Source organism: Paenibacillus lactis, assembly GCF_017873605.1.
GTDB lineage: Bacteria > Bacillota > Bacilli > Paenibacillales > Paenibacillaceae > Paenibacillus_AQ > Paenibacillus_AQ lactis.
Window position 1 is genome coordinate 1 of record NZ_JAGGKI010000004.1, and the last position, 20,596, is coordinate 20,596.

Below are 20,596 nucleotides of genomic sequence, written 5' to 3' on the forward strand. Positions count from 1 at the left end.
TACGATTGGGTATATGTCCCCGGTGCGTTTTGAGCAGTGCTATTACGAGTGCATAGCTTAGCTTAGAGGTGTCTACTTTCTTGACAGAAGAGCAATTGAGGACTTGCCGCGCCTGCGGAGCTCCTTTTCTCCCACACAAGTCCCTTTTGAGGACTTGCTGCGCCTGCGGAGCTCCCTTTCTCCCGCACAAGTCCCTTTTGAGGACTTGCTGCGCCTGCGGAGCTCCCTTTCACCCGCACAAGTCCCTATTGAGGACTTGCTGCGCCTGCGGAGCTCCTTTTCACCCGCACAAGTCCCTTTTGAGGACTTGCCGCGCCTGCGGAGCTCCCTTTCTCCCGCACAAGTCCCTATTGAGGACTTGCCGCGCCTGCGGAGCTCCCTTTCACCCGCACACGTCCCTTTTGAGGACTTGCTGCGCCTGCGGAGCTCCCTTTCTCCCACACAAGTCCCTTTTGAGGACTTGCTGCGCCTGCGGAGCTCCCTTTCTCCCGCACAAGTCCCTTTTGAGGACTTGCTGCGCCTGCGGAGCTCGAAACAAGGGTCTGGAACTTCACACCTCTAAAATGATACAAACAAAAACCTCCTCTCGAACGGAACACCCGTTCAAGAGGAGGCTCTCTAACCAATTATTAAGGTACTAAAGACAATACGGTCAATCAGACTATACAATCATTGAAACTCTACAATTACTGAGACTTTATCATACTGAGGCTTTGCGATCCCTGAGATTTTACCACTACTGAGCATTCGATCACTGCAAACAATTTCAAATGGTATCCACAAGCTTTAACAACAATCGCAAACATCACGATTCCTAAGCAAACACATCTCAACTCACGAGAATCCTAAGTCTGAAACAGCCGGATGTGTTATCCGATTCCCCGTGACCTTACGACACCTGCAAACGATACTTGTACTGAAAGCTGTACTCCCCAGAGCCGGCTTGGACTACGACATCCTCTTCACCAGCGCTAATCGAAAGGATGCCTGCCGCTTGGCTTAGCGGCACGCCCCCGCCCTCTGTAATGCTTGCAGGATCGGTTGTACCCGGCAATCGAACCTCAGCCGTCGCATTCGGCGGAATGGTTACCTCCACCTGCATAAGGCCGTCGGCCTCCTCCAGCCTCCAGAACGACCGCACTGGCCCGTACATGGTATTGATCGAGCCCTCCGCCCATGTCAGGCCCGGTCCCGGGATAGGAGCTATTACCATGTGCTTATACCCTGGAGAAGCCTCCACCGTTTGGATGCCGGCCACAGTCCGGTATAACCAATCGCCGATGGCGCCGTATGCATAATGGTTGAATGAATTCATGTCGCTGCTCCAGAAGCTTCCGTCTTCCTTAATGCCGTCCCAATGCTCCCAGATGGTTGTCGCGCCTTTCGTGACTGGGTACAGCCAAGATGGAAAATCTTGCTGCAGAAGCAGCTTGTAGGCTGCTTCGTGCATGCCATGTTTGCTTAATGCATGGCTGATGTAAGGCGTGCCGACAAACCCTGTCGTCAAGTGGAACTTGCTCTCTTCAAGCAGGCGGTGCAGCTTGGCCGCCGCCCGCTTCTCCGCCGGCTCATCCAGCAGATTGAAGAAGATCGCGAGCACATGCGCCGTTTGAGTGGAAGCGGCAAGCCGTCCGGCAGGCGTCACGAATTCCTCCCGGAACGCCTTCACTACATTGCTGCGAAGATCGGCATACTTCCGGGCGTCATCCTCTTTACCCAGCACAACTGCCGTTTTCTGAAGCAAATCCACCGAATAGGCGTAATAAGCCGAAGCGATAATGTCCCGCTCCGTTGCGCCGACATAGTCGCCCGATTTGGCATCAAGCCCCAGCCAATCTCCAAAATGAAACCCCGTATTCCATAAAAACTCCTGCTCGCCCTGCGCTTGAATATATGACACCCATTGCTTCATGCTCTCATACTGTCGCTCCAGGATCCGTCCATCGCCGTAGCTGACATAAACCGTCCATGGGCAGATCACGGCGGCATCTCCCCATGCCGCAGATCCGAACGAATCACCGAGAATATTGGGCACCACGAACGGAACCGCCCCATCCTCCCGCTGATCATGAGCCAAGTCGGACAACCACTTGGTAAAGAACGGTGCCGTATTCGACAGGAACGCGGCGGTCCGGATGAACATCTGCGCATCTCCCGTCCAGCCGAGACGTTCATCGCGCTGCGGACAATCCGTCGGGATATCCAGGAAATTCCCCTTCAAGCCCCAGCGGATATTGCTCTGCAGCTGATTGACAAGCGGCTCGGAGCAGCGAAACGTCCCCGTCTCTTCCATATCGGTATGAAGAACGACGGCTTCGAACGCCTCCATATCAATGGGTTCCGGGAACCCCGCGAGCCGAACGTACCGGAATCCTTGGAACGTAAACCGCGGGGCATACGTTTCAGTTCCCTCACCTTTAAGCGTATAAGAAATAGTCTGTTTCGCCGTCCGAAGATTTTCGGTATAAAAATTTCCGTCTGCATCTAGCACCTCGGCATGCTGCAGCGTCACCAACGTTCCTGCCGGACCCGCAACACGAAACCGGACCCAGCCAACCAAATTCTGTCCGAAATCAAGGACAGTGTCTCCTTCGGGGGTCGTGACCACTTGTACCGGGCGGATCGTTTCGATCGCACGTACAGGTTCATTGATCTGAGGCTTCAGCATATCGTACCCATGATCAATCACCTCAGCGGCCTGCCACCCACCGTTTTCATCATCCCCAGTGCTCCATGCGGGTATCTCCAACCGGGCATCGTAGGTTTCCCCATGATAGAGCTCCGACATCAGGATCGGTCCCGGCGCAGCCATCCAACTGGAATCGGTTCCGATGATCTCCTTCCGGCCATCCTCGTAAACGACGTGAAGCTCAAGCAGAAGCGCGAGCCGGCTCCCGTAGATATTGCGACCGCCCTGCCATCCTAAATTGCCTTTATACCAGCCGTTACCCAGCCATGCGCCCATGGCATTATTACCTTGCTTCAGCATTCGGGTTACATCAAAGGTTTGCGTCTGGATCGTATGTGTGTAACTCGTCCAACCCGGCGTAAAGTATCTGTCTCCTACCCGCTGTCCGTTCATTTCCAGCTCATACAGCCCAAGCGAGGTTGCGTACACTCTAGCCTCCTTCACGGCGGCCTCAAGACGAAAGTCTCGCCGCAGCAGCGGCAGTTGAGTCGAATCCTCCGGGATTAGAGACAAAGGGGCTGCAATCCATTGACCATCCCATGCATCCCCTTCCAGCTTGCCCATTTCCCAATAGGAGGTTTCCGACCATTCGGAGCATTCCCCTTCTTGATCCCAAACCCGCACTCTATAGTAATAGCGCTTACAAGATACTGCCTCGAAATTGCTGAGTTCAACATGAACCGACTGCGCCGAATCCACCTTCCCTGACTTCCAGCATGGGATCGTAAACTGCTCGTCCTCGGCCACTTCAAGCTCATAAGCCTTTTGCGAGACAGCCCGCTTATCCGATTGCAGCCGCCAGCTTAATCTTGGATGTCTCTCCCCGATGCCAATCGGATTATGCCAATATTCGCACCGAAGATCCGTCACTTCCAACATGTTCATACCTCCGTTCATGAGTGATGTACGCGTTTTTGAATGTTTTTTCAGATAAAAGTTTCCTCGTTAGACTCCTCTGCAAGGAGAGGCTCAACTTCCATTATAGGGATTGCTATGTTCAGTATTGATTGTAAAAAGGACATTTAGATGAGGTATAATGGACATAATTTACGATAATGAATAAGGGGCGACAAGCCATGAAGCGACCGATGGAAACGTACCGCGGAGACTATTTTTTCCGGCAGGGTGCCATGGTATTTGTGAATCGGAGCTCGGAAAGCTTCTCGGTTTCTTACCATAATCATGACTTTTTGGAGATTGCCTACATTGCGGAGGGAGAAGGCTTTCATCACATTGAGGATCAGGTGCAAAAGGTCCGCAAAGGGCAGCTGTTTTTCATCCCGCTCGGCGTGCCTCACGTGTTCAGGCCCACCTCCGCTAACGGAAAAACGCTCATTGTCAACAATTGCATCTTCTCGGTCCTTCTCCTGCCGAAGCTGATCGCCTTTGTGTCGGATCCGGGCATTGTCTCCTTCTTGAAGCAGATGGAGGAGGGGGTTATCGGTCATCTCTCCGTTGCGGACCGAAATGATCGCTTCGAGCAATTATTCGATGCGCTGTATGAGCAGAATGCCAGGTCCATGTCCGGCTCCAATGATTACCTGCATGCGCTTCTGCTGCAGCTTATTATCGAATTGAAACGAGCCAAAGCCGAGCTCGAACCTGCCGGATCCATGCCGGCAAACGATCATTCCTTTCAGGATGTCCTGCAATACGTGGAGAACCATTATATGAAGGAGCTGACGTTAACGCATCTTGCGCATGCGAGCGGCTTCAGCGAGCGTCATTTGCAGCGCTTGTTTCTGCAGTATACCGGGATGACATGGCATCATTACCTGCAGACGGTTCGCATCCGTATGAGCCGCAGGCTGCTGCGCAGCACATCGTCCAAGATCAGTGCCGTTGCCGAGCAGGTCGGATATCAAGACATCCATTCCTTCAACAGGGTATTTAAGCGGCGGATGGGGCTTACCCCGGGACAATACCGTAAAGATATTCGTCGCTCCATGGAGACCCGGGGACTGATGGACCCTTTTTAAATGGAGTATCTACGTGAAAGCGGTCTTAAAGGGCTCGCACTCTCCCTGATTTTTTCAACATGGCGACCATGTTTATGTTTCACCGCATCACAATATACGAGCTTATGTCACGCAATCAGAGCGGAAAAATGTCGCCGTGCAATAGGCGTCATTTCCGCTCTGATTGGGAATGCCTTTTTCTACTCCCCGCGGGATTCGTGGATCTCCCCTTCCTGTTTCAAGATTTGAGGTTCCCCCGCGTAATTGCCCATCCGTTGAAGGTTATCCCGAAGACTCTCCTGCAAAGTAACCCGCATGCTCCCGAGCCCAATCGGTGAACGTTCTGGCAGGTGTGCCGGTAACCTGCTCCACTGTGAAGTTGACGGTATAGGCCTCGACCGGCGGATGCTTATGCCAATTGATGACGTAGTCAATAATCTCTTCCTCAACGCCCATCTTTGCCATGCGTGCACGTTCCTCTGCTTCCGTTAGCTGAACGAACCGGATGTCCTTACCAATGACTTTGCTCAGAATGTCCACTTTCTGGGGAACGGTCAGAACCTCGGGTCCGGTGAGCGAATACGTTTTACCTGCATGACCGTCTCTCGTCAAGGCCGCAGCTGCAACACGACCCACATCTCCTTCATGGACGGAAGCCTGTAAAGAATCCCCGAATAGATCCCGAACGACGCCTTCCGTTTGAATGGACTCCTTCCAACTAGACACATTGGACATAAAGTCCACCGGCTGCAGCTGCGTCCACTCCAAGTCGCTTGCTTCAACGGCCTGCTCAATCGTTCCCTTCCTTCCATCCCACAGGATGGTCACGCGCTTTACGCCGGCTTTCTCAGCCATCCGTATGATCTCATCCCCTGTCGTAAGCGGAATATAACCTGCCCCGGTCGTTATTAAATGCAGGGCGGTTACGCCACGAAGCGCTGGCGCCAACGTTGCCGGATCGCTAAGATCACCTGCGAATACTTCAACCTCCGAAGGAAATTTAGCCAAAGCCGGATTCCGGGTCAGCGCTCTTAAGCGGTGCCCTTCGTTCAGCAGCTCTTGGATAAGTTGACGGCCCACTCTTCCCGTCGCGCCCGTAACTAAAATAGTCATTGTAATCCTCCTCTTATATTCGGTTTGAGCACTTATGTGTGACTCACTCCACCAAAATTCCACCAGCAGCCTGCTCATGTTAAAACCGTTTCGCCTCCATGACGACCTTCCGCATTCCCTCTTCAATAAGGGTTGCCCCCCGGTCGGGGAACTGATGATGTCCTTCGATGATGACGGTCGAAATGTTCGTAATTCCGAAGAAATTCAAATGATTTTTAACGAAACGAACGGCCATTTCGGACGGGGCATCCTCCCCATATACACCACCCCGTGCATTCAGCAGCACAGCTTTTTTATCCGACAACAGTCCAACAGGTCCTGCCTCCGTGTATCTGAATGTTTTACCCGGAAGATGCATGAGGTCCAGGTACGCATGAAGAACGGAAGGCACGCTCAAATTCCACAGCGGGAACGCTATGAGGATTTTGTCAGCGGAAATGAACTGCTCCAGATGCTTCTCCACAATGGAACGGATATGCTTTTCTTTCCCGCTTAGCTCCTTCCCGGTGGCCGATTTGTAATTAGCCTGGATCATATCCCAGCCCAGCAGCGGCAGCTCTTGCTCGTGCAAATGAACCTCGACTATCGTGTCCTCCGCATGCGTCTGCTTGTAATACTTCAAAAACGCCTCATACATTTTGACGCTGACAGACTCCTCCGCCGGACGATCATTTGCTTTGACGAATAATACGGTACTCATCCCTGTTTCCCTCCGGTATCTAGATTTGTATAAAGAAATCCTGTGAAGTGCTTATCTCTATTAAATCGAAAAATCCAGAGCGGAACGTCCAGCACGAGTCTAACCCTGGCATACCAAAAAGGCCTTATCCGAAGATAAGACCTTGATCTACGACCTTAGTCGTATAAGGATTTATGTCTTGAACCATCCATTTTTGATTGCGTACAGCGCGGCTTGGGTCCGATCCTGGACTTCCATTTTACCGAGGATATGCGAAATATGCGTCTTGACCGTCTTCTCGGTAATATGCAATGCAGCCGCAATTTCCTTGTTGCTTCGCCCCATCGTAATTTGCTCCAGCACATCCCGCTCGCGGGCAGTCAGGATGTGGATGCCTTTGGCCGCTTCGTCGCCTGTTGCCACATGGGCGATCAGCTGATTCGTCACTTGCGGATGGAGCGTGCGGTTTCCGTTCATTGCCGCGATGATTGTCTCAACCAGCACCCTAGGCTCGATATCCTTGAGCTGGTACCCGATCGCTCCTGCTTTAATCGCCGGCAGAACTGAATCACGGTCGGCAAAGCTGGTAAGTATAATGACCTTCATTTTGGGAAAACGGGCCATAATTTGCTTCGTCGCTTCAATCCCGTCCATTTCCGGCATTACCAGATCCATCAGAATAACGTCAGGCTGCAGCAGCTCGGCTTTTTCAAGCGCCTCGAGCCCGTTCAGTGCCTGGTCCACGATTTCGATCATGGGCTGCGTCTGCAGGAAATATCGTAAACCTCTTAATACTACCAGATGATCATCCACGATCAATACCTTTATCTTATTCATCCGTTCCCTCTTTCCTGGCCTGTAGAGGAACCGTCACCGTAAGAACGGTCCCCATGCCTTCCTCACTGCTAATGCTTAAGGTGCCGTTGATTTCCTCAGCCCTCTCCTTCATGCTGGTGAGCCCAAGCGAACGCTGCTTTTTCTCGATGGTCCCCGGGACGAATCCCCGTCCTTGATCCGAGATTTTCATGAATACATTGGAGCCTTCCCGCGCAATCCGGATCCAGGCACGATTCGTGCCCGCATGCCTGCTGATATTGTTAAGCGCCTCCTGTCCGATCCGGTACAGCGCCTCTTCCACTTCCTTCGCCAGCTCGGGGAGCTCCTTCATGAGGAAAGTGATCTGGATGCCCAGCTTTTCAGCATAATCCTTTAGGGAGGACAAGATCCCGCTTGCTTCCCCGAATGGACGCAGCTGCCAAATAAGCGAGCGCATTTCTGCGAGCGTCTCTTGGGCTAACTGCCCGATATCATGGATCGCTTCTGCGGTATTCGGATCCTCGATCAGCGTCCGCTCGCGAACCCCTTGCGCTAGGAGCGATAAGGAGAATAGCTTCTGGTTGACCGAATCATGGAGATCACGGGCAAGACGATTACGCTCCTCAGCCAGAAGCAATTCCTGCCATTCGTAATAAATGCAAATTTTCTCTATTGCAAGTGAGATATGCTCAGCAAGCATCTCGAGAATTTCCATTTCCAGCTCGCTGAACGGCACGCTATCCCGCCCGATGAAAAGCACGCCTATAGATTCCTTGGTCTGAAAAGTGCGCTCCTGATGGGTTAACGGCAGGGCCGCCGAATGGGGATGGGGCCCAATACCAGGCAGAACCCGTACAGGACCTTCATGGGCTACGACTCGCTGCTCAGCAAAAGCTCGATGGACGATTCCTTCACCCTTGCCGGACTTTCGCGTGCTTTTACGGACCGGCTTCATGGGGCTGTGCGTCACACCATGATGACAAAGGGTATGCAGGTAAAGCTCATCATCTTTCTCGGCCGTAATCAAGGCGACGCTCGGCCAGTCAAAGGAGGCGCACAATTGCTCGACGATCGCCGTATACATCCGATTTAAATCGTTGATCTTCCACAGATATCTGGTCACCCTCGTTGCTTTCGCATAATAATCAACAATGAAGCGGGCCATGCTGCTCACCGCCTGCTTCTCCCTCAGTTCATACAATCTGGCCCGCTCGACAGCGGTTCCGATCTGGTAAGCGACCGATTGCAGGAGCGCAAGCTCGCTTTCCGAAAAATGCTCTTTGCCTGGAGAACCCACATTGAGAATCCCGATACGGTTCCCTTGCACTGTCAGAGGGATCGTCGCATGGTGCGTTAATTGATGAGTTTCGCCCCAGTTCTCTTTAATTGCATTATGCAGCCGCTCACACTCAATGATCGTAACCGGCTCTGTCAGGCTGCCGGACCAGTACATTCGAAGACATAGACAGTCGCCGCAGCGCATAGGCTTCTTCCCCTCCCAAGTTAAGGCAGGGGGCAAATGACGGTCTGCCATCATGCTGTACTCCGGTTTATCGCCGGCCAGAAACAGCCAGCCCGTTTCAAGCTGAGTCAAAGCCAGCAGCTTCTCAAGCGTAGTCTGCAGCATTTGCACCATGTCGCTGCTTTGGTTGAGCGTCTCTGCGATGGTCTTAAGGATCGTAAGCTCTCTTACATGCTGCTCCGGATGCTCTAACATAAAGGCCACACCTCGTCTATCGGAAAATAGTAACTTATAATAAATAGGGATCATTTCATTCGAATTTGGAAAAGGAAGTTTCATGCTGATAGCGAAGTAGTATTCGAAAGTGAAGTTGATAACACGGTCAGCACCCATTTTAAGATGAAGGAGCTAAAGGCAATGACAACCTCAAGCAAAAATAAAAGGACATGCAGCCAAGGCCATACTTATTATAAAAGCAGCGATTGTCCGACCTGTCCCATTTGCGAGCAGGATCTAAAGCCTGAAAACGGATTTCTCTCCTTGCTCTCGGCACCTGCAAGACGGGCCTTGGAGAATCACGGAATCACGACCTTGCAGGAGCTGTCGAACTACAGCGAGAAGGACATTTTGAAGTTTCACGGGATGGGACCCGCTTCACTGCCGAAGCTGCGAACGGCTTTGGAAGCCAGGGGGTTATCGTTCAAAGAGTAGCAACGGAATATGCCTGCCTGAATCTCATTGTCTGCATACCGATTGAGGAAAAATCGGTGCGCGCGTCCCTCTCAAGTGGGCTCAGCTTAAAGAGCCCTCTTTCCTATGCCTGATCCGGGCTCACATATAGCTGCTTCTCAAGCATGATTTCATCTTCCTTGACGAAGCCTGATTTCCCGTAAGCACGGATCGCCGCATCATTATCGCAGCCAGTCAGCACTTTAATGGTAGCGACGCCCTGCGTACGCAGCTGCTCTTCAATGCATTCGATCATCATCCCCGCAAGCCCGATGCCCCGGGCCTGTTCCTGCACGTACATTTCCGTAATCTCAGCCAGCAGCTCCTCATAGCAGAACGACGTGTAGGTCTGCGCGCAAGCAAAGCCGACCGGTTCATCGTTCAGAAGGGCAATCACGACGATCTCGTCTCCATGCTGCAAGCGCCGCTCCACGGTAGCGACCGGCATCTTTCCTCCATTAAATTCATCGTTTAAGTTAACCAGAGCCGGCGCATCCGAGCTTGTGGCCAAACGCACCTTTGGTACTCGATTCATGAAATCCACTCCCAACGTTTCCCGAAGTCTTCTGAATGCAAGAATCCCTATTAGTATACCATCATTATCCAGTCCAGCCCACGAGTGATTCATCCGTAATTAACAGAGGCATAAAAAAGATCCTTGCTGCACCAGGCAGCAAGGACCTTCATTGTCATGACCTTTGGTTATATGGCGGTTACCGAAAACATCAGACCGGAATACAGAAGGATAACGGCAGCCATCCCGCTGAGCAACCCTTCAAGAGCGCTCCGGTTTTTGCGAAAGGCCCGGATCACGTTCCATAGAAGCACCAAGCCGATCCCTAGACTAACGATCCCGTACCAGCTCCAGCCAAAAGTAAGCGAACCGGATGCATACCCCGGGTGAAACCATTCAAAGGTTGGTGCCGGTCCGTATACGACGAGCGTATCGGCAACCTCGTGAGGCGCCGGCTGCTGGTTCATGTATCCGGTCACGATATACACCAGTCCGATCAGGATTCCTTCGCACTTCGCCCAGCGCTCCGGCTGGAAGGACCGGTCTCGGGACAGCTTCCGCTTCACCAAATACCCGTTAACGAACCCGAACACGAGCAGCGGCAGAATCAGGATATGCTTGACCAGCAGCGCTTGCCCGTAAGATAAAGCCCAGCTGTTTACAGGGTCCGGCGTGACGCCTGTCATCAGAAACAGACCTGAACCAATGACGGTGATAACGCAAATGATGGCCATCGGGTGGAACCATCTCAAAAAGGCGTCCCAACGGTCCAGCGCCTTGCCGAACCATCCCGCAAGCAGCAGGGTGCCCGACCATATCGCCATGGCCGTAAAATGCCCGAAGAAGGCCAGCTGCCCGGCGCTTTCGAACAACGATGCCGCATGATTAAAAGAGGACATCGCCGCCGCTATGCCCAGCAAAGCAACAGGCATCAGCCAGCGAAGCATCGACCCCGGGTTCCGCCGCACGGTTACCGTCAACACGGCCATCACGATGGAAAGCACCAAAATCCATGCATAGCGCTCGCCTTCGCTGAATTTGAACATGATGCTGTTGAAGGACTGCCAGAATCCGATGTCATCCTTAAAGAACATAATGATCTTGAGAAGCGGGATAAAGCTGCATGCCGCCACCGTAATGGAGGCAGCCGGTCCCAGCCAGGCCGGAACGGACACGCCAGGCGTGCTGCTTCTTGTAATCAGTGCCATGACGGTCAGTCCTGCAAGAAGAGCATAGGCGAAATACAGCAGCGGTTCGGTTATCCAATAGTAAGACATTATTTTCTCTTGCGTGAAGCTTTAATAGCGAAGTAGGCCGCAATAAATACTACGATAACAACGACTACAATCCAAACCGTCGAATTTCCGCCTTCGGATTGCTTCGGCTCGCCGTTATCTGCTTGCTGCTCGGTATCCGCCCCGTTATCTGCTTGCTGATCCGTATCTGCTGCGCTGTCCGTTTGACCCGCGTCAGCTTCTCCATTCGAAGCCGTGCCGCCATTCGTTGATGCATTATCGGTACCTGCTGCCGCATCAGGAGCAGGCTCTTCTTCCAGGACAGGCTCTTTCTCGGGAGCATCCACTTGAAAGGAATAGGTTCCGTCGACCGGATGTCCGTCGCCGCCTACAATTTTCCATTCTACGGTATAGGTTCCGGAAGGAAGCGGTTCGTCAACCGCTGCGGACAACGTCTTTCCGCTTACCTGCGTTCCGGATAGCTGGACCTCTTCCCCCTTCTCGTTCTTCACTTTGAGCGTGCTTAGATTCTCGTCTATATTCTCATTGAAAGTAAGGCTGAACTCCTTCACGCTTTCGGTGAGCTTGGCATCCGCAGCCGGGCTGCTGGTCTCTAGTTTGGAATGGGCCCAGGTTGCTGTAGGAAATACCAGCACAAGCAGGAGACCCAACGTTAATAAGAATGAGGTCTTTAATGATTTCAACATGCTAATCTCCTCCACACCACGTATCTTAAATTTTAATCATCCCCATCATAACAAAGAGATTATCCTAAAGCTATCGAGTAATTTGTGAACGTTCTTTACCTGATCGGATAGGCAGGGGCAGCCCGCATTTTCCCGGCCAACGCCGTATCTTCGTGAACAACAAGAAGGCCACCCGAATCGTTCGGATGACCTGATCATAAGAGAGGTAGCCCTTAATGGCCATTGACATCGGATATCCTCCCATCAATTACTGCACCTGCTTCCGATGTAGCTGTTTCCCTTAGAAAGTATTCGACTTTTTCGACAATCCTCTTCTCTATTGCCTGCATCGTATTCTTAAGTTCATCTTATATAGCTACTCTCGCTCATACCAATAACCCGGTATACCGGACGTTAGCCTCATCAGCGCCTCCAGATAATAATAGTCGCCCCAGACCATGTAATCGTCGGGCCCCATGCCTCCTCTTACATAATAGGAGCCATGTTTGATCAGCCCCTCCTCTTCAGGCTCATGCATTGTGGAATACGACCGGACAAGCGAGCTCATCGATTTCTGCACCGCTTCGTTCAGCAGCACCCGGTCCGCGTCCCCTTCAGCGAGAAACTCCATTATTTCCAGCATACCGCATGCGGCTATAGCCGAAGCCGAGCTGTCACGCGGAGTCCCCGGCTCGATCGGCACATCGAAATCCCAATACGCGACGTGATCCTCCGGCAAATGCTGAATAAAATAACGAGCCGCACGCTTCGCCGTTTCCAGATACAACGGATTGCGGGTGTACCGGTACGACAGCGCGAATCCATAGATCGCCCAAGCCTGTCCGCGTGTCCAGGTAGAACCGTCATGATAGCCTTGATGCGTTCCTCCTCGAAGCGGCGTGCCGTCGGACTGATCGAAATAAAAGGTATGGTAGGAGGAATCGTCCCCGCGCATCAAGTAGCGACGGCTCTTTTCTGCGTGAGCTATGGCGGCGTTGAAGTACCGCTCCTCTCCGGTCTGTTGGTGTGCCCAGTACAGGAGCGGAATGTTCATCATGCAGTCGATAATGATGCGGCCGCCGTTCTTCTCGTCTCCCTTAGGCCCCCAAGCCTGGATATACTGCCCGCCTTCCCGGAAACGGAGCATCAGGTGATCCGCAGCCTTCAGCGCGAGCTCCCTCCCCTCATCCCGGCCGTCCACGATCCATGCGGCCAATGCGGAAGGCAGATACAGAAAGCCGATATCATGATGATCCAGATGCTTGCGTTCCTGCAGCCTTATTTTAAAATCATCCATCTGCAGAAGCGCTGTTTCCTTAAAGAACGGGTCCTGCGTGTGCTCATAGCACAGCCAGACCATCCCTGTGTAGAAGCCTTCGATCCAATCCGTGCTCTCCCCCCACTCATAACGCTGCTCCTGCGTGATATGCGGAAATTTCATCGGGTGTCGTTCCAGATTTCTTCTCGTCTTCTCAACCGCATCGCGAATCGCTTGCTCCCACATAACCTAAAGACCTCCTATTCTTTGATCGCGCCGATCATGACGCCCTTCACGAAGTATTTCTGTAAAAATGGATACAAGAACAAAATCGGCAGCGTCGCCACCATGATGGTCGCATATTTGATCGTTTCGCCCACCGGCATCCGATCGCCGCCTCCGACGGATGTCATCATGCTGTTCGTGTCGTTCTGGATGAGGATCTCGCGCAGGATCAGCTGCAGCGGGAACAAATTTCGGTCTCTCAAATAAATAAGCGCATCAAACCATTTATTCCAATGCCATACGCCATAGAACAAAATCATGACGGCGATGACTGGCAGCGATAGCGGAATAATGACGCGGAACAGAATCGTCCAATCATTGGCCCCATCGATCCGTGCAGACTCCTCGAGTGCCACCGGAACCCCCTGAAAGGCCGTACGCATAATGATCAGATTCCATGTCGTCATGGCGCTGGGAATAATGAGCGCCCAGTACGTATCCAGCAGGCCGATATTTTTTACGAGCAAATATTTCGGGATCAGTCCGCCGTCAAAAAACATCGTCAGCACGATCAGCATCATGATGGTGCTTTTCCACATGACATTTTTCCGGGATAAGCCGTATGCGCCCAGCGCGGTCATGAAAATGTTCAGCGTCGTTCCGACAACCACGTACAGCAGCGTGTTGAGATAGCTTCGGATAATATTCGGATTCTCAAACACCATCCGGTAGGAGTCCAGCGAGAAACCCTTGGGCCACAGCAGAATCCCGCGATGCTGAACGAATTCGGAGGGCGTGCTGACGGATGCAAACAAGACGTACAAAAACGGATACAAGGTCACGATGGATAACAGGCACAACAAGACGACGTTGGCCGTATCGAATAGGATTTCACTCACAGATCTCGAAGTTCGCATGCTTCCCCTCCCTACCACAGCTTCGTTTCGGTAAATCGTTTGCTGAGGTAATTAGCCCCTATAAGCAGTACAAAATTGATTAAGGAATTAAACATGCCGACCGCGGCGCTGAAGCTGTAGCTCGCCTCCAAGATGCCCTTGCGGTAGACATAAGTCCCGATCACATCCGCCGTTTCGTACGTGACCGGATTGTACATAATCAGTATTTTCTCATCCTGCAGCGCCATGAAGGAACCGATCCGCAGGATCAGCAAAATGATCACCGTCGGCATGATGCCGGGCAGCGTAATCATAAGCATCTGCTTCCAGCGTCCCGCCCCGTCGACCTTCGCCGCCTCATACAGCGACGGATCGATGTTCGATATGGCTGCCAGATAAATGATCGAGCCCCAGCCGATTCCCTGCCATATTGCAGACGAGGTATATATGGTGCGGAACCATTCCGGCAGCCGCATGAATGATATCGGCTTGCCGCCGAAATAAGCGATCAACTGATTGATCAGCCCGTCAACGGACAAAAAATCCACCAGCATGCCGACGACGACCACAACCGAGATAAAATGCGGAATATACGTGATGGACTGAACCGTCCGCTTGAACATCCGATTCCTCACTTCATTGAGCAGCAGTGCCAGCACGATCGAGGCCGGGAATACAAAGATCAGGTCATAGAGCCCCAGGACGATCGTATTGGTGACGACGCGTTCAAAGAAGAAGCCATTGAAAAATTCAATGAAATGATCGAAGCCCACCCAGGGGCTGTTCCATATGCCAAGTCCGGCCGAAAAGTTTTTAAACGCGATTTGCAGGCCGTACAAGGGCCCGTAATGAAATACGGCATAGAATGCCACCACCGGGAGCAGCATGAGATAAATCACGGAATTCCGCCGGAAATCCCTTGCTGCCCTGGTCCTGAAGCTTTCTTTTTTCACCGGTCTGACGATTGGGTTCATCTCCTGCTTAAGCTGCAATTTCAGCCCTCCCCTGACTTGGAAAATAGAACCATGCGGGAGACAAGCGCCAATCCGGCTGCCCTCCCGCATGGCGAAGCATGCCCTAACGGGCTTAACGGCTGTTGAAACGGTCCAGCGCCGCCTGCTGGATCTTCACCGCTTCCTCGATCCCCATACCCTGAATCGTCTCGACGAACTTGTCGAATCCGCTGATCGGCTCCACGCCCATAATGAATTTGTTCACCATTTCCTCGTAATAGGTGTTTACATCGTTCATGATGGATGCATACCGCGTGCTCTCTTCAGCCGTAGGGGAAATGACCGGCATCAGGCGGCTGTTGTCCGCCTTCATCCAGGTCTCGATCGCCGCTTTCTGCTCAGGCAGCGCGGAATATTGCTCGATATACCGGCGGTCCTGCACGAATGGACCGGAGTAGCTCGCCAAATTGTATTTGGCCAGCGCTTGGGTAATGGACAGCCCGTCCGGATTCTTCATCACTTCATCCGTATACGTCGGGTACCCGTCCTTCATCTCGTAGCTGACGCCTTCGACGCCGAAGTTAAACAGCATATGCCCTTCTTCGCCGTATTTGTAATCGAGCCATTTCACCGTTTCGGCCGGATTTTTGTTGGCCTTCGTAATCGCTGCTCCAAAGCCGTTATACGCCGAGTCCTTCTGACCCAGAATCGGCATATCTCCTTTCTTCAGCACGACGTTTGGCGCTGCCGCCAGCTTGACATCCGGATTGGATGCCTTCATTAGCTCGGTATAACGACCCAAACTGCTGCCCATGTAGCCCGAGAAAGCACCCACTTGGCTGTTCGTGACCTTTGCGTCCTTCAGTGTGGCGTCCGTGGCGGCAAAATCTTGATCGATCAGCCCTTCGGCATACCACTTGCTCATCGTTTCCAGATAAGATTTGAACTCCGGCTGGATCGGACCGTACTTCACCTGACCATCGACCTGATAGAATCCGGTCGTAATTCCCCACGCACCCACGAAAGCATGGTTGATCCCCGTCATGTCCAGGTCAAGCAGCAGCGGGATTTCATCCGCCTTCCCGTTTCCGTTCGGATCGCCCGTCTTGATCGCCTTCAGAACCTCATACCATTCATCGATCGTCTCCGGGACCTCAAGCTTGAGCTGGTCCAGCCAATCCTGCCGAATAATGAGCCCGTTGAACGTCAGCAAGTATTCGTCTCCCCGCAGGAACGGGAACACGTATATATTGCCGTCATCGGTCGTAATGAGCTTCCGGTACTCCGGGTTGTCATTCAATACCTTGGTTAAATTCGGCGCATGCTCCTCGATCAATTCATTGAGTCGGATGATCGTGCCATCCGAGATCGCCTTATCCGGACCGCCGGATACGTTTGCCCACCCATACTCGATGACGTCCGGTAAATTGCCCGAGGACACCATAATATTGAAGGCATCCGCTTCCTGCCCGGCCGGAGGGTGCTGGAAGGTGATTTTGGTACCTGTCGTCTTCTCCAGTTCTTGATAGGCAGCGATGCCATTCATGTCCTGCATGGTCGCGGAAGCGTTTGCATTTAATGTCACCCAATAAGTCAGCTTGCCGGGATAACCGACCTCACCGCCGGATGCAACCTCCTTGCCTTGTTCGCCTCCCTGCTCCTCCGCCCCGGAGCCTTTACCGCTGCAGCCGGCGATCATCGCCACGATTAAGATCAAGATCGCCATTTTTGCCGTACGTTTTCGAATGGTTCCCATAGTCGACGCCTCCTTTTTTTGAATGCATGATTTTCGTGTCAGCCTCGGGACAGCTCTGCCGCCCTTGCCTAATATTAGGGAGAAAGCGCCGGGATCGTACATCATACATTTTCAATATCGGTAAACACCAATTAAGATTCGGCATGATCTTTTCTTAATGTGGATGATAGGGAATGCAGCGTTTCCTTATATTTTCCGGGCGTAATCCCTTCGTATTTCTTGAATACCCGGATAAAGCCGACGTCGCTGGTATACCCGACTGATCGGGCGATCTGCGAGATGGTGCTCCCCGCATCCTTCATCATTTCCTTGGAGCGCTCAATTCGGATCTTCGCCAAATAATCGGTCAGATTCGAGCCGCTGTTCTTCTTGAAGAAAGCCGATAAATACGGCGGCGTAATATTGAACTGCTCGGCAATGGATGCCAAACTGATCATCGCGTCGTCGTGGTGCTCGATAATGTATTTTTTGATTTTTTCCAGCAGCAGCGTTGAGGAATCGCCCCTCTGCTGTTTTACATACAGGCAAACCTGATGGAACATAAACTGCATCTCCGAATACAGCTCTTCCAGAGAACCCGCTTCCGTCATGTTTTCAATGGGCTTTGCAGGCGTCCCCAAGATATCCTCATACTTTAAATTCAAAGCATTCAGCAATTTAAACAAGGTACTGAGCAGATTCGCAAACAGCAGCCGCCCATGCTCCGGGGTAATCTGCTTCCCTGTAAAGTTGTTTTCATACAGCTGCTGAATGATGTCCTTCGTTTTCACCGCGTCCCCGCTCTTCATCGCATTGATCAGCTGGATTTCCGTTTCGATCGGAAAGTCATAATACACCTCCGCTTCCCGTTTCATTTCTTCATAAAACAGAATGGGTTTATAGGCTGTAAAGATCGAGTACTCCAGCGCTCTTACGCTCTCTGCATAACAGCTTGGCAGCTGCCCCATCCCTGCATGGATGCTGCTGATTCCGATCGTGGTCACCGTCCGGAAGCGCTGCTCGATGACTCTTTTCACCTGCTCGGCCCATTCATACAGCTCAACTCCTTTACCGCATTCCTCAGGAACGTTCAGAATAATGGCGACTTCGTTCTTCTCCAGCTCAACGGCGTAGGCGGCATAACCCGGCATCTCTTCCGCCACTTTCCCGGTCACGAATCGGATTAACGCCCATTCCCGCTCACAATCATGATGAATAAAGCCGCTTGCGTCCCGGAGCTCAATCAGCGCCACGGCGAAGCTTGAGTGCGGGAAGGTTATGCCCATGAATGAAAGGGACTGCTGCGAAATATCATCCGTATCGACATGCCCCTTTAACAGGCGAAGCAGGAAATTCGCGCGGATGGCCGGCGTCTGCCTGAACAGCTGCTCTTCCATCTCCACCTGCTTGCCGAAGGAATCCGCCATGGTGGATTTGATAAACTCATATTCGTTTCGGATATTCCCTCCTTTAGTCGGATGGGATTGCCGGATAAAACGAATGATGTCACGAAGAGGATGATAAGCCCGATAGGTCATATATGCGCACACGATAATTCCGGCAGCCAGACATAAGGCCAGAACACCGACCGCCATTCGCTTGACCATGATCACCTTCGCCATAAATACATTTTCGGGAACGAGCGATACATACTCCCAGCCGTTACGAGCTGAAGTGGTAGACACGGTCATCATCCCGCTCTCCGAAGCTGATGCCCCGTTAGCGAGCTCACTCCTCTCACCCGCACTGAGCAGGACCTGCCCCTCCGCATCCTTGATGTAGATCGTGCCGTGATTCGCTTTCACGATCTCCTCAAGCAATCCCATGATTTGCCGTTCTTCGATGAGAATCACCAAAGCGCCCTTCGGGGTGCTCTTTTCCCCGAATGGAAGCGTTTGCAAATAGGTTAGCATTCGTTTCTTGTTTAAGCCCTTGCCGACTTCGGTTACCGGGAGAAAGCGATTAAAATGAACGCCGTGAAGGATATCGTCCTGAAACTGCTTATACGTTAAATTGGGGTAGCCGTAGATTTCCGAGAACAAAATGGATGAATTCGTTTTGAAGCCCGGGCTCACCACCGTATCGCTCTTCCGAAGATACACATAAAAATCCGTTATGAAGCTGCTGCTGTTCCGATAACGCTCCAGCTCCTTCATAAAGCTCAAATAATCATACCGTTCCTCAGCGGTTTGGAGCGTTCCAGACTTGAGCAGGGTGTCCAGCTTCGGATGCGATGAAGTATTCCGGGAGATCAGATGCATCTCATCCAGCCGACCGTCCACCACTTGCTTAGCCTGTTCAATCAGGGCCATATTGGCGTTGTTGGCGTTCTCGACCATGATGCTTTCGATTCTCGTATACAGCCCTCCGAATACGATCACCGGAATGAGCAGCACTACAAGATAGGACAGGAGCAATGTAACAAATACGGACGTACGGCTCGATCGTTCGGCTTTCAATCTAGTTGGAAATACTCCCATCTACTTTCTTCCCTCCAGTTCGATTTGAATGATTCATGATGACCACATTAGATTAATTCCATCATACTGGAATTAATTTTCATGAACAGACTTTCTTGAAAAATGTTAATCGATCACGAAATCGTATCATTCCCGCTGGAAGGCGTCTTTCGGCAAGCGGGATGCCGCACCATTTCTTTACGAGGATTATGTAAAATCCTTACGGGAATATAAAAATACTATAGGAGGGTTTTATACAAGAGAGAATGGCGCTAATCATCCATGCATTCAGGCTAGGGCTTTAGAATCCCACCGCTGACCATAAAAATAAATGCAAAAAGAGCCCGTCCCCAAACAGCAAATTCCGTGGGTAGGCTCCCTCTCTTTATCCATTATCATGGCTCATATATCATTTTACGTGTCATTCCGCCGTCGACGACCAGATGTGTGCCCGTGACGAAATCGTTCTCCGGATCGGTCAGATAAAAACATGCTTTCGCAATATCGGATGGAACCCCGACCCTGCCGGCCGGATGCTGGCTGTGGTCTTCCGGGCGAAGCTCCTTGTAGCTGCCGGTCTCGATCCACCCCGGACTGATGCAGTTCACCCGGATTCGATCCGGTCCCAGGCTGACCGCCATGGCATGGGTTAATGCAACGATCGCCCCCTTGGATGCGGCGTAAGCCTCCGAGTTCGGCTCCGACATCATGGAGCGGGTGGAAGACAGGTTGACAACGGCACCGCCACGGCCGGATTTCCTAATATGTACAGCCGCTTCCCGGGTAGCCAAAAAGCAGCTTCTTGCATTCGTGTTCAGCACATCCTCCCAATCCTGGACGGTCAAATCAAAAGGCGACTTGAAACGCGAAACCCCCGCATTGTTGATCAAAATATCAATTCCGCCGAACTGCTTTACCGCTTCATTCATCAGATGGCGGATATCCTCCTCCTTGCGGACATCGCAAGGTACAAAGAGCGCGGTAAATCCCTGCTCCCTCAAGGCAGCTGCCGTCTCCTCACCGCGCGTTTCATCGATATCGCTTAATACGACCTGCGCGCCTCTGGAGGCATACGCTTCCGCCAATCCGCGTCCGATACCGTTTGCGGCACCGGTTATGATCACCGATTTATTGTTAAATTTCATGCGAGCTCCTCCTTTATCTCCTTCATTATATACCACAGGAGGAG

17 protein-coding genes are annotated in these 20,596 nt (G+C 52.1%); 2 read left to right on the forward strand and 15 right to left on the reverse strand.

The annotated features are described in order from the left end of the window. Window positions 1-347 precede the first annotated feature (347 nt). Together J2Z18_RS08575 and J2Z18_RS08580 are read right to left on the reverse strand one after the other, a co-directional pair. Complete coding sequence (locus tag J2Z18_RS08575; RefSeq protein WP_040738618.1) at window positions 348-572, reverse strand: hypothetical protein; 225 nt, start codon at window positions 570-572, stop codon at window positions 348-350. Window positions 573-889: 317 nt separating this feature from the next. Next, entirely contained in the window at window positions 890-3,568 is a 2,679-nt protein-coding gene (locus tag J2Z18_RS08580; RefSeq protein ID WP_210094595.1) for a family 78 glycoside hydrolase catalytic domain, read from the reverse strand. Between the two features lie 197 nt (window positions 3,569-3,765). On the opposite strand from J2Z18_RS08580, the gene J2Z18_RS08585 reads away from it, so the two are divergent. Continuing rightward, window positions 3,766-4,668, forward strand: coding sequence for an AraC family transcriptional regulator (locus tag J2Z18_RS08585; RefSeq protein WP_007130068.1), 903 nt, complete (start codon window positions 3,766-3,768; stop codon window positions 4,666-4,668). 261 nt (window positions 4,669-4,929) lie between these two features. Here J2Z18_RS08585 and J2Z18_RS08590 read toward each other — a convergent pair whose 3' ends face one another. From J2Z18_RS08590 to J2Z18_RS08605, 4 genes are all read right to left on the reverse strand, one after another. Further along, window positions 4,930-5,760 (reverse strand): NmrA family NAD(P)-binding protein, encoded by an 831-nt coding sequence (locus tag J2Z18_RS08590; RefSeq protein WP_007130067.1) that lies wholly within the window; start codon window positions 5,758-5,760, stop codon window positions 4,930-4,932. Window positions 5,761-5,839: 79 nt separating this feature from the next. Further along, window positions 5,840-6,460, reverse strand: a complete 621-nt coding sequence (locus J2Z18_RS08595; protein ID WP_007130066.1) for an FMN-dependent NADH-azoreductase — start codon at window positions 6,458-6,460, stop codon at window positions 5,840-5,842. A 171-nt stretch (window positions 6,461-6,631) separates the two neighbouring features. Further along, window positions 6,632-7,276, reverse strand: a complete 645-nt coding sequence (locus J2Z18_RS08600; protein WP_007130065.1) for a response regulator — start codon at window positions 7,274-7,276, stop codon at window positions 6,632-6,634. Then, window positions 7,269-8,972 carry a GAF domain-containing sensor histidine kinase gene (locus tag J2Z18_RS08605; RefSeq protein WP_007130064.1) on the reverse strand — a complete coding sequence of 568 codons (1,704 nt, stop codon included), beginning with the start codon at window positions 8,970-8,972 and terminating at the stop codon, window positions 7,269-7,271. Before J2Z18_RS08605 ends, J2Z18_RS08600 begins: the two co-directional genes overlap by 8 nt. A 162-nt stretch (window positions 8,973-9,134) precedes the next feature. Between J2Z18_RS08605 and J2Z18_RS08610 the strand changes: the two genes are divergently transcribed. Then, entirely contained in the window at window positions 9,135-9,428 is a 294-nt protein-coding gene (locus J2Z18_RS08610) for an RNA polymerase alpha subunit C-terminal domain-containing protein (RefSeq protein ID WP_007130063.1), read from the forward strand. Window positions 9,429-9,531: 103 nt separating this feature from the next. Here J2Z18_RS08610 and J2Z18_RS08615 read toward each other — a convergent pair whose 3' ends face one another. The 9 genes from J2Z18_RS08615 to J2Z18_RS08655 all read right to left on the reverse strand — a co-directional run bounded on the left by J2Z18_RS08615 (window position 9,532) and on the right by J2Z18_RS08655 (window position 20,552). After that, window positions 9,532-9,981 (reverse strand): GNAT family N-acetyltransferase, encoded by a 450-nt coding sequence (locus J2Z18_RS08615; protein ID WP_007130062.1) that lies wholly within the window; start codon window positions 9,979-9,981, stop codon window positions 9,532-9,534. Between the two features lie 167 nt (window positions 9,982-10,148). Next, window positions 10,149-11,237, reverse strand: coding sequence for a CopD family protein (locus J2Z18_RS08620; RefSeq protein WP_007130061.1), 1,089 nt, complete (start codon window positions 11,235-11,237; stop codon window positions 10,149-10,151). After that, window positions 11,237-11,902 (reverse strand): copper resistance CopC family protein, encoded by a 666-nt coding sequence (locus J2Z18_RS08625; protein ID WP_007130060.1) that lies wholly within the window; start codon window positions 11,900-11,902, stop codon window positions 11,237-11,239. The genes J2Z18_RS08620 and J2Z18_RS08625 overlap by 1 nt, the downstream gene beginning before the upstream one ends. Before the next feature lie 355 nt (window positions 11,903-12,257). Then, entirely contained in the window at window positions 12,258-13,385 is a 1,128-nt protein-coding gene (locus J2Z18_RS08630) for a glycoside hydrolase family 88 protein (RefSeq protein ID WP_007130058.1), read from the reverse strand. A gap of 14 nt (window positions 13,386-13,399) precedes the next feature. Beyond that, the gene (locus J2Z18_RS08635) at window positions 13,400-14,281 is read right to left on the reverse strand and encodes a carbohydrate ABC transporter permease (protein ID WP_007130057.1); all 882 of its coding nucleotides are present in this window, start codon (window positions 14,279-14,281) and stop codon (window positions 13,400-13,402) included. An 11-nt stretch (window positions 14,282-14,292) separates the two neighbouring features. After that, entirely contained in the window at window positions 14,293-15,234 is a 942-nt protein-coding gene (locus tag J2Z18_RS08640) for an ABC transporter permease (RefSeq protein WP_050954030.1), read from the reverse strand. A gap of 112 nt (window positions 15,235-15,346) precedes the next feature. Beyond that, complete coding sequence (locus J2Z18_RS08645) at window positions 15,347-16,969, reverse strand: extracellular solute-binding protein (protein ID WP_007130055.1); 1,623 nt, start codon at window positions 16,967-16,969, stop codon at window positions 15,347-15,349. Between the two features lie 131 nt (window positions 16,970-17,100). After that, window positions 17,101-19,428, reverse strand: a complete 2,328-nt coding sequence (locus J2Z18_RS08650; RefSeq protein WP_007130054.1) for a helix-turn-helix domain-containing protein — start codon at window positions 19,426-19,428, stop codon at window positions 17,101-17,103. 374 nt (window positions 19,429-19,802) lie between these two features. Further along, complete coding sequence (locus tag J2Z18_RS08655; protein WP_007130053.1) at window positions 19,803-20,552, reverse strand: SDR family NAD(P)-dependent oxidoreductase; 750 nt, start codon at window positions 20,550-20,552, stop codon at window positions 19,803-19,805. Window positions 20,553-20,596 lie beyond the last annotated feature (44 nt).

Bases quoted from the DNA above. Each gene is read 5' to 3' on its own strand.
- J2Z18_RS08655 (WP_007130053.1), bottom strand. From the start codon at position 20,552: ATGAAATTTAACAATAAATCGGTGATCATAACCGGTGCCGCAAACGGT.
- J2Z18_RS08650 (WP_007130054.1), bottom strand. From the start codon at position 19,428: ATGGGAGTATTTCCAACTAGATTGAAAGCCGAACGATCGAGCCGTACG.
- J2Z18_RS08590 (WP_007130067.1), bottom strand. From the start codon at position 5,760: ATGACTATTTTAGTTACGGGCGCGACGGGAAGAGTGGGCCGTCAACTT.
- J2Z18_RS08610 (WP_007130063.1), top strand. From the start codon at position 9,135: ATGACAACCTCAAGCAAAAATAAAAGGACATGCAGCCAAGGCCATACT.
- J2Z18_RS08595 (WP_007130066.1), bottom strand. From the start codon at position 6,460: ATGAGTACCGTATTATTCGTCAAAGCAAATGATCGTCCGGCGGAGGAG.
- J2Z18_RS08605 (WP_007130064.1), bottom strand. From the start codon at position 8,972: ATGTTAGAGCATCCGGAGCAGCATGTAAGAGAGCTTACGATCCTTAAG.
- J2Z18_RS08645 (WP_007130055.1), bottom strand. From the start codon at position 16,969: ATGGGAACCATTCGAAAACGTACGGCAAAAATGGCGATCTTGATCTTA.
- J2Z18_RS08640 (WP_050954030.1), bottom strand. From the start codon at position 15,234: ATGAACCCAATCGTCAGACCGGTGAAAAAAGAAAGCTTCAGGACCAGG.
- J2Z18_RS08615 (WP_007130062.1), bottom strand. From the start codon at position 9,981: ATGAATCGAGTACCAAAGGTGCGTTTGGCCACAAGCTCGGATGCGCCG.
- J2Z18_RS08625 (WP_007130060.1), bottom strand. From the start codon at position 11,902: ATGTTGAAATCATTAAAGACCTCATTCTTATTAACGTTGGGTCTCCTG.
- J2Z18_RS08585 (WP_007130068.1), top strand. From the start codon at position 3,766: ATGAAGCGACCGATGGAAACGTACCGCGGAGACTATTTTTTCCGGCAG.
- J2Z18_RS08630 (WP_007130058.1), bottom strand. From the start codon at position 13,385: ATGTGGGAGCAAGCGATTCGCGATGCGGTTGAGAAGACGAGAAGAAAT.
- J2Z18_RS08620 (WP_007130061.1), bottom strand. From the start codon at position 11,237: ATGTCTTACTATTGGATAACCGAACCGCTGCTGTATTTCGCCTATGCT.
- J2Z18_RS08635 (WP_007130057.1), bottom strand. From the start codon at position 14,281: ATGCGAACTTCGAGATCTGTGAGTGAAATCCTATTCGATACGGCCAAC.
- J2Z18_RS08580 (WP_210094595.1), bottom strand. From the start codon at position 3,568: ATGTTGGAAGTGACGGATCTTCGGTGCGAATATTGGCATAATCCGATT.
- J2Z18_RS08600 (WP_007130065.1), bottom strand. From the start codon at position 7,276: ATGAATAAGATAAAGGTATTGATCGTGGATGATCATCTGGTAGTATTA.